At 66.8% G+C, this 7,287-nt stretch carries 12 protein-coding genes; 4 read left to right on the top strand and 8 right to left on the bottom strand.

Annotated elements, in window-relative coordinates:
* From rpsK to infA, 4 genes are all read right to left on the bottom strand, one after another.
* Positions 1-259, bottom strand: a 259-nt coding sequence (gene rpsK / locus AD72_RS13600) for a 30S ribosomal protein S11 (RefSeq protein WP_037345743.1), incomplete at its 3' end; no start/stop codon positions are given.
* On the bottom strand, positions 259-636 hold the full coding sequence (gene rpsM, locus AD72_RS13595) for a 30S ribosomal protein S13 (protein ID WP_020498910.1): 378 nt from the start codon (positions 634-636) through the stop codon (positions 259-261). The genes rpsM and rpsK, both read right to left, overlap by 1 nt.
* 160 nt (positions 637-796) lie before the next feature.
* Positions 797-910 carry a 50S ribosomal protein L36 gene (rpmJ, locus tag AD72_RS35600; RefSeq protein ID WP_020498909.1) on the bottom strand — a complete coding sequence of 38 codons (114 nt, stop codon included), beginning with the start codon at positions 908-910 and terminating at the stop codon, positions 797-799.
* A gap of 45 nt (positions 911-955) precedes the next feature.
* Positions 956-1,174 (bottom strand): translation initiation factor IF-1, encoded by a 219-nt coding sequence (gene infA / locus AD72_RS13590; RefSeq protein ID WP_020498908.1) that lies wholly within the window; start codon positions 1,172-1,174, stop codon positions 956-958.
* Between the two features lie 301 nt (positions 1,175-1,475).
* On the opposite strand from infA, the gene AD72_RS13585 reads away from it, so the two are divergent.
* Positions 1,476-1,793, top strand: a complete 318-nt coding sequence (locus AD72_RS13585) for an ArsR/SmtB family transcription factor (RefSeq protein ID WP_031466855.1) — start codon at positions 1,476-1,478, stop codon at positions 1,791-1,793.
* 43 nt (positions 1,794-1,836) lie between these two features.
* On the opposite strand, the gene map is transcribed toward AD72_RS13585, so the two are convergent.
* From map to secY, 3 genes are read right to left on the bottom strand one after another with little or no spacing between them, the layout of a single operon-like run.
* Positions 1,837-2,631 carry a type I methionyl aminopeptidase gene (gene map / locus AD72_RS13580; RefSeq protein ID WP_020498906.1) on the bottom strand — a complete coding sequence of 265 codons (795 nt, stop codon included), beginning with the start codon at positions 2,629-2,631 and terminating at the stop codon, positions 1,837-1,839.
* Between the two features lie 3 nt (positions 2,632-2,634).
* Positions 2,635-3,183 (bottom strand): adenylate kinase, encoded by a 549-nt coding sequence (locus AD72_RS13575; RefSeq protein ID WP_031466854.1) that lies wholly within the window; start codon positions 3,181-3,183, stop codon positions 2,635-2,637.
* 46 nt (positions 3,184-3,229) lie between these two features.
* The gene (secY, locus tag AD72_RS13570) at positions 3,230-4,534 is read right to left on the bottom strand and encodes a preprotein translocase subunit SecY (protein WP_031466853.1); all 1,305 of its coding nucleotides are present in this window, start codon (positions 4,532-4,534) and stop codon (positions 3,230-3,232) included.
* Between the two features lie 186 nt (positions 4,535-4,720).
* Here secY and AD72_RS38100 point away from each other — a divergent pair, with 186 nt between their 5' ends.
* Entirely contained in the window at positions 4,721-5,041 is a 321-nt protein-coding gene (locus AD72_RS38100; RefSeq protein WP_082468933.1) for a metalloregulator ArsR/SmtB family transcription factor, read from the top strand.
* Positions 5,038-5,460 carry an SRPBCC domain-containing protein gene (locus AD72_RS38095; RefSeq protein ID WP_031466851.1) on the top strand — a complete coding sequence of 141 codons (423 nt, stop codon included), beginning with the start codon at positions 5,038-5,040 and terminating at the stop codon, positions 5,458-5,460. The genes AD72_RS38100 and AD72_RS38095 overlap by 4 nt, the downstream gene beginning before the upstream one ends.
* Here AD72_RS38095 and AD72_RS13555 read toward each other — a convergent pair.
* A complete protein-coding gene (locus AD72_RS13555) occupies positions 5,451-6,662 on the bottom strand; it encodes a CynX/NimT family MFS transporter (protein ID WP_231644825.1) in 1,212 nt (403 codons plus the stop codon). The genes AD72_RS38095 and AD72_RS13555 overlap by 10 nt on opposite strands.
* Before the next feature lie 87 nt (positions 6,663-6,749).
* Between AD72_RS13555 and AD72_RS13550 the strand changes: the two genes are divergently transcribed.
* Positions 6,750-7,286 carry a CGNR zinc finger domain-containing protein gene (locus AD72_RS13550; protein ID WP_031466849.1) on the top strand — a complete coding sequence of 179 codons (537 nt, stop codon included), beginning with the start codon at positions 6,750-6,752 and terminating at the stop codon, positions 7,284-7,286.
* Position 7,287: the final 1 nt, after the last annotated feature.

The raw sequence follows: 7,287 nt of genomic DNA, 5'->3' as shown, positions 1-7,287 counted from the left end.
CCTTCTTCATGCCGTGTTCGGCGGCCTTGCGCGCGGCGTTCTCCGCGGCCATCTGGGCGGCGAACGGGGTGGACTTCTTCGAGCCCTTGAACCCGACGTGACCGGCGGAGGCCCACGAGATCACCGCGCCGGAGGGGTCGGTGATCGAGACGATCGTGTTGTTGAACGTCGACTTGATGTGGGCCTGCCCGGCCGAGATGTTCTTCTTTTCCTTGCGGCGCACCTTCTTGACGCCCGCGGTACGAGACTTGGGTGGCATCAGCGCCCTGCCTTCTTCTTGCCTGCGACGGTCTTCTTCGGGCCCTTACGGGTCCGCGCGTTGGTCTTGGTCCGCTGACCATGAACCGGGAGATTGCGGCGGTGCCGCAGCCCCTCGTAGCAGCCGATCTCCATCTTGCGACGGATGTCGGCCTGCACCTCGCGGCGAAGATCGCCTTCCACCCGGAAGTTCTCTTCGATGTGGTCGCGCAGCTTGATGACGTCGTCGTCGGCGAGGTCCTTGCTGCGCAGGTCGGGGCTGACGCCGGTGGCGGCGAGCAGCTCCTTCGCTCGGGTACGGCCGATGCCGTAGATGTAGGTCAGCGCGATCTCCATCCGCTTTTCACGGGGGAGGTCGACGCCCATGAGTCGAGCCATCGTTCTCCTTATGCATGCTCCAGGTGTGCCCTCCCCGCCCGCCCGGAATTGGCTCGTTCCGGCCCCGGCCTGGAGTTCCGGGGGTGACCACGTGCTCGTCTGCGCGTGGAGGTGCGAGGAGTTCTCTGTGTTGTTCGCGTACTGCGATCTGTGCTCTGCTTCAGCCCTGGCGCTGCTTGTGCCTGGGGTTGCTGCAGATCACCAGTACCCGCCCGTGCCGGCGGATGACCTGGCAGCTGTCACAGATCTTCTTGACGCTTGGCTGAACCTTCACGTCTTGATCCTTTTGTCAGTGACGATCTTGCTCGGTCGGTGCACGTCACTTGTAGCGGTAGACGATGCGGCCACGGGTGAGGTCGTATGGCGAGAGCTCTACGACGACCCGGTCCTCGGGCAGGATGCGAATGTAGTGCTGGCGCATCTTGCCGCTGATGTGCGCGAGAACCTTGTGCCCGTTCTCCAACTCGACACGGAACATCGCGTTGGGGAGTGGCTCGACCACATGGCCCTCTACCTCGAGCGCATCCTTTTTACCCATGTCCTCCGCGTTTCGTGACGTGCTTCATGGTTACCCCCGGTGAACGGGGGTGGGCACGCCTCGCTTCAGGTGCCGAATTCCACGCATGAGCGATGTGCCGTGGTAAGGATTGGTATGGGTGTTTCGACCCTTATCGCCCTCGCCACGGACACGACGAACCCGGCGCGACTTGTGCGCCAATCGTCAAGTGTACGCGGTCGTGCGAACGGCCTGCGCAACGGCCCTGACCTGGCCACCAAGGCGCAACGGACAAGTCACTCTATGTACGTCAAATTCACACGAATGGGGTAGGCTGTTGCGTATGCAGGAGCAGGAAGAGGTGGTCGCAGCCGCGGGGGTGTTCAAGGCGCTGGGAAGCCCGATCCGGTTGGCGATCATGCGCAGACTCTCCGCGGAGGAAGAGGTGCGCGCCTGTGACTTCCACGAGGTGTTCGAGCTGGCCCAGCCCACGGTCTCGCAGCATCTCAAGGTTCTCCGCGAGGCGGGACTGGTGCACACCAGGCGGGCGGGAAACACCATCAGCTATTCGCTGAGCACCGAAGGCCTGCGCAGGGCGGAGGCCGAGCTCGGGGTGCTGTATCCGGTGCGGACCTCGCTGCCGCCGGCCAGCGTGCTCTGAGCTTGCCTTATCGGGTTACCGCAATGGGGGTGTTTTTCGGCGGCTAATCCCCGGCCGGAGCGGTGAGCACCCAGGGTCCGTCCTCGGTGATGGCTACGGTGTGTTCCCAGTGCGCGGCCCGCGAGCCGTCCGCGGTGACCACCGTCCAGCCGTCCTCGAGTTCCACCGTTTCCTCGGTGCCCCCGGTGAGCATCGGCTCGATGGCGATCGCCATTCCGGTACGCAGTTTGGGCCCGTGCCCCGGTTTCCCGTAGTTGGGCAGGAACGGCTCCATGTGCATGGCGGTGCCGATTCCGTGCCCGCCGTACTCCCGCACGATTCCGTACTCGGTCCCGTCCGCGGAACTGCTGCGCAGGATCGACTGCTCGATGGCGTGCGAGATGTCGGTCAGCCGCGCACCGGCGGCAGCGGCCTCGATCCCGGCCAGCATCGAGGCCCTTGTCGCCGCGGAGAGCGCCTCGTCGGCCGCGGACACGGCGCCCACGGCGATGGTCACCGCCGAGTCGCCGTGCCAGCCTTCGAGGATCGCCCCGCAGTCCACCGAGAGCAGGTCCCCTTCGGCGAGTACCTGGGTCTTGGCCGGGATGCCGTGCACGATCTGCTCGTTGACCGAGGCGCAGATCGAGCCGGTGAACCCGTGGTAGCCGAGGAAGCTCGGCACCGCGCCGGCGTCCCTGATGGTCTGCTCGGCGAGTTCGTCGAGCTCCAGGGTGGAGACGCCTGGGCGGGCCGCTTCGGTCACCGCGGCGAGGGTCTTGGCGACCAGCGCGCCCGAGGCACGCATCGCTTCGATCTCGCCTGGTGACTTCAGCTCGATGGAGGTCCGGTTCCGGAACAAGATTCAGCGCCCTCGCAACGCGTCGAGTGCGCGCTTGGTGATCTCCTCGACGTCCCCGACCGCGTCGATGGTCACGAGGATGTCGGAGTAGTACTCCAGCAGCGGCGCGGTCTCCGAACGGTAGATGGCCTGCCGTTCCCGGATGACCGCCTCGGTGTCGTCGGTGCGGCCGCGCTCGAGCAGCCGGGCGACCAGCTCCTCGTCGGGAACCTCGAACTGCAGCACCACGTCGATCTTGGCGTCCTGCTTCGCCAGGATCCCGGCGAGCACATCGGCCTGTCCGGTGTTGCGCGGGAACCCGTCGAGGATGAACCCCTTCGCGGTGTCCGGCTCGGCAAGGCGCTCGCGCACCATCTCGTTGGTGACGTCGTCCGGTACGAGCTTGCCCTCGTCGAGGATGCTCGAGACCTGTTTGCCGAGTTCCGTCCCGCCCTTGATGTGGGCGCGGAACAGATCACCGGACGAGATGTGCGGCACACCGAGCTGTTCGGCCAGCACGGCTGCCTGAGTGCCTTTGCCCGCGCCAGGCGGGCCGACGAGAACGAGTCGCACGAAGGTGCCTCCTCGAATCCCCTTCGCGAAGAACGCCGGGGCGGTCCTAGCGAAGGAATCCTTCGTAGTTGCGCTGCATGAGCTGGCTTTCGATCTGTTTGACCGTGTCCAGCCCGACACCGACCATGATCAGCACCGACGTCCCACCGAATGGGAAGTTCTGGCTGTTCTGCTCCCCGGTGAGACCGAGGAAAAAGTTCGGCAGAACAGCGATAATACCGAGGTAGAGCGAGCCGGGCAGCGTGATTCGGCTCAACACATGGTTCAGGTACTCCGAGGTCGGCCGTCCCGGGCGGATACCGGGAATGAACCCACCGAACTTCTTCATCTCCTCGGCACGCTCGTTCACGTTGAACGTGATCTGGATGTAGAAGTACGTGAAGAAGATGATCAGCAGGAAGTAGATGATGATGTGGACCGGGTTGGACTGGTCCACGAGGTAGGTCTGGATCGCCCGTTGCCACCAGGAGTTGCCGTTGCCGACCAGTTGCTGCAGCAGCTGGGGAAGGTAGAGCAGCGAGGAAGCGAAGATCACCGGGATGACACCGGCCTGGTTGACCTTCAGCGGTAGATAGGTCGAGGTTCCGCCGTACATTCGGCGCCCGACCACACGTTTGGCGTATTGCACCGGTATCCGGCGCTGGCCCTGCTCGATGAACACCACCGAGGCGATGATCAGCAGGCCGACCACGATCACCACGAAGAAGGTGAGCCCGCCGGCGTTCTGCAGCATCTGCTCACCGACGTTGGGCAGCCGCGCCGCGATGTTGATGAACATCAGGATCGACATACCGTTGCCGATGCCGCGCTCGGTGATCAGCTCACCGAACCACATGATGATCGCGGTACCGGCGGTCATCGTGAGGACCATGACCGCGAGGGTGAAGATGTTGTCCTTGCCCGGGATGACCTCTTGCTGGCAGTTCCCGAACAGCTGACCGCGCACCGCGAGCGCCACGATCCCGGTGGACTGCAGGACCGCGAGCGCGATGGTCAGGTAGCGGGTGTACTGGGTGAGCTTGCCCTGGCCGGACTGGCCTTCCTTCTTCAGCTGCTCGAACCGCGGGATGACCACGGTGAGCAGCTGGATGATGATGCTCGCGGTGATGTAGGGCAGGATCCCGAGCGCGAACAGGGAAAGCTTGAGCAGCGCGCCACCGGAGAACAGGTTGATCAGGCCGTAGATGCCGCCCTGACCCATCTGCGCGGCACATGCCTGGACGTTCTTGAAGGAAACGCCTGGCGCGGGCAACGTCGAGCCGATCCGGTACACAACGATGATCCCGATCGTGAACAGGATCTTCTTGCGCAGGTCCGGCGTCGCGAAAGCCGAGCGGAAAGCGCCTAGCACGCGAGGACCTCCTACTTGACGTCAGGCGAGTGCATGGTCTCCCCCGGAGAGTGCCTGCCTTGGGCACACGGGAACGCCCCGGTACACGAAGCGCGGCGTCGACTCTAACAGCAGTCCGGGCACCCCCTTGCGGTGCGCCGCTGTTGCCGATTGACAGGTAACCAAATGGTTCCCTATTCTGGCTTGGTGTCCGAGGACGAGGCGGTGTTCAAGGCGCTCGCGGATGGCACCCGCCGCGCGCTGCTCGATCTGCTGCACACCTCGGACGGGCGCACGCTCGGACAGCTGTGCGCCGGGATCGACATGTCGCGGCAGGCGGTCGCCAAGCATCTGCGGGTGCTCGAGCAGGCGGGGCTGGTGACCACGCGGCGGGTGGGCCGGACCAAGGAGCACCACCTGAACGCGGCCCCGATCCAGGCGATCTACGAACGCTGGATAGCCAAATACGAGCGCGCCCCCGCGGCCGCGCTGCACGGGCTCAAACAGGCATTAGAGGAGCGGACATGAGCACCTTCGACTACGTCACCTACATCCAGGCCGAACAGCGACAGGTGTGGGCCGCGCTGACCGAGCCGGAGTTCACCAGGCAGTACTGGAACGGCCGCAAGATCACCTCGACCTGGGAACCGGGCGCCGCGGTGATCAACGAGCACGACTACGACGAGGGCGCCGAGGACATGGGCACCGTGCTGGTCTGGGAACCGCCCCGGCGGCTGAGCTACGGGACCCAGGAGTCCAGCGTTACCTTCGAACTCACCCCGATGGGCGAGGTGGTGCGGCTGAGCGTGACGCACACCGGGCTCGGCGAGCAGCTGTGGCAGCAGGTGACCGGCGGCTGGCAGGCGATCCTGGCGAACCTGAAGACCCTGCTGGAGACCGGCTCGCCGCTGCCGATGCCGGAGAAGGTGCTCGCCGCCTACCGCTGAGCCCGTTCCCCGACGAGCCGGTCGCGACCGGCGAGGAACCCGCTGGCGCACTGCACGCCGACCAGCACGAGCAACAGCAGCACCGGAACCGTCCAGGCCCGGGTGGCGTCGTGCAGCGCGCCGAAGGCGATCGGGCCGAGCGCGGCGAGCACATAGCCGACCGTCTGGGTCATCGCGGCGAGCGCGGCCGCGTGCCTGGTGTCCGGCGAGCGCAGCAGCAGGAGCGCGAAGCAGATCCCGGTGGTCACCCCCTGCCCGGCGCCGAGGATCACCATCCAGGCCAGCGTGCCGTGCGCCGGGGAGAGCAGTACGCCGAGCAGTCCGGCCGCGAGCAGCCCGGTGCCCAGGGTGGTCAGCCAGACCTGGCCCTTCGTGCGCGCGGCCAGGATCGGGGCGAGCAGGGCGAACGGGATCCCCACGATGGAGATCACCGAGACCATCCCGCCCGCGGTGGCCCTGTCCATGCCCGCGTCCGCGAACAGCGTCGGCAGCCACGCCGAGATCGTGTAGAACAGCAGCGAGAGCAGGGCGAAGAACAGCGTCACCGCCCAGGCCAGCGGCAGGTGCCACAGCTTCGGGGTGGACTGCGGCCGCGCCTTCGGTGCTTCCCCGGTGTTCCTGCGCAACTGCGGCAGCCAGGCGAGGAGCCCGGCCACGGCCAGGATCGCCCACAGCGCGAGGGTGGCTCGCCAGCCGAGTCCGGTCGCCTGCTGCAGCGGAATGGTCAGTCCGGCCGCCGCTGCGGGGCCGAGGTTGAGCGAGGCGGTGTAGAGCCCGGTCATGGTGCCCGAGCGGGGTGAGTGCCGCTGCTTGATCCAGGCGGGCATCAGCACATTGCCCGCGGTGATCGCGATGCCGAGCAGCACGGTGCCCGCGAACAGCGCGACCGTGGACGGCAGGGAGCGCACCGCGAACCCGGCGATGAGCAGCAGCAGGGCCGCGCCGAGGGTGCGCTCCAGCCCGAACCGCGCGCCGATCCGCGGAGCGAGCGGGGAGAACACCACGAACACCAGCAGCGGAAGGCTGGTCAGCAGGGACGCGACCGTTCCGGACATCCCGGTGTCCGCGCGGACCTGGCCGAGTAGCGGGCCGAGCGCGGTGATCGGCGGCCGCAGGTTGATGGTGACCAGCACGATGCCGACCGCGGCAAGCAGGAAAGCCGTGCCGCGGACGGTGCTCGTGCGCTCGGAGTGCTGGACCACCTGCGGCATCGTTCCCCTGTCATGACTCAAAGTGCCCTACGCTGATGACATCGACGACGATAGGGCAGGACGGAGTCACGAGTCAAAATGCGTTTTGGTCCTGACATCGAGTGTGGCCTCGGCGCCGCGGTCGACCTGGTCAACGCCGGAGCCGAGGGGTTGCCGGACCTGGACACGCTCGCCGAGTTCGCCGCGGACCACCACCTCGGCGCGCACGGCCCGCTCGGGGACCGGGACCTGCGCCAGGTGCACGCCCTGCGCTCCCGGCTCGCCGCGATCCTCGGCGCCGGTGATCCGGACACGGTCGCCGAGCTCATCAACGGGGTGCTCGCCGGGGCGCACACCACCCCGCGACTGCGCCGCCACGATGGCTTCGACTGGCACATCGACCACTTCGCGCCCGGTGCCACGCTCGCCGAACACCTCGGCGTGACCACCGCGATGGCGCTGGCCACCCTGTTCGCGGATGGTGAGTTCGACCGGATCCGCAGCTGCGCGGCGCCCGGCTGCGAACGGCTGCTCGTGGACCTGTCCCGCAATCGTTCGCGCCGCTACTGCGCGGGCCGCAACTGCGGGAACCGGCTGCACGTCGCCGCCTACCGGGAGCGCAACCGGGTGTCCTGAG

It is taken from the genome of Sciscionella sediminilitoris, assembly GCF_000737195.2.
In the GTDB taxonomy this organism is placed as follows: domain Bacteria; phylum Actinomycetota; class Actinomycetes; order Mycobacteriales; family Pseudonocardiaceae; genus Sciscionella; species Sciscionella sediminilitoris.
Note: the sequence above shows the minus strand (reverse complement) of the source record. Positions and strands in the feature narration are given on the sequence as shown.

Coding starts and splice junctions, on each gene's coding strand:
- rpsM (WP_020498910.1), bottom strand. CDS start 636: ATGGCTCGACTCATGGGCGTCGACCTCCCCCGTGAAAAGCGGATGGAG.
- infA (WP_020498908.1), bottom strand. CDS start 1,174: ATGGGTAAAAAGGATGCGCTCGAGGTAGAGGGCCATGTGGTCGAGCCA.
- AD72_RS13585 (WP_031466855.1), top strand. CDS start 1,476: ATGCAGGAGCAGGAAGAGGTGGTCGCAGCCGCGGGGGTGTTCAAGGCG.
- AD72_RS38095 (WP_031466851.1), top strand. CDS start 5,038: ATGAGCACCTTCGACTACGTCACCTACATCCAGGCCGAACAGCGACAG.
- AD72_RS13550 (WP_031466849.1), top strand. CDS start 6,750: ATGCGTTTTGGTCCTGACATCGAGTGTGGCCTCGGCGCCGCGGTCGAC.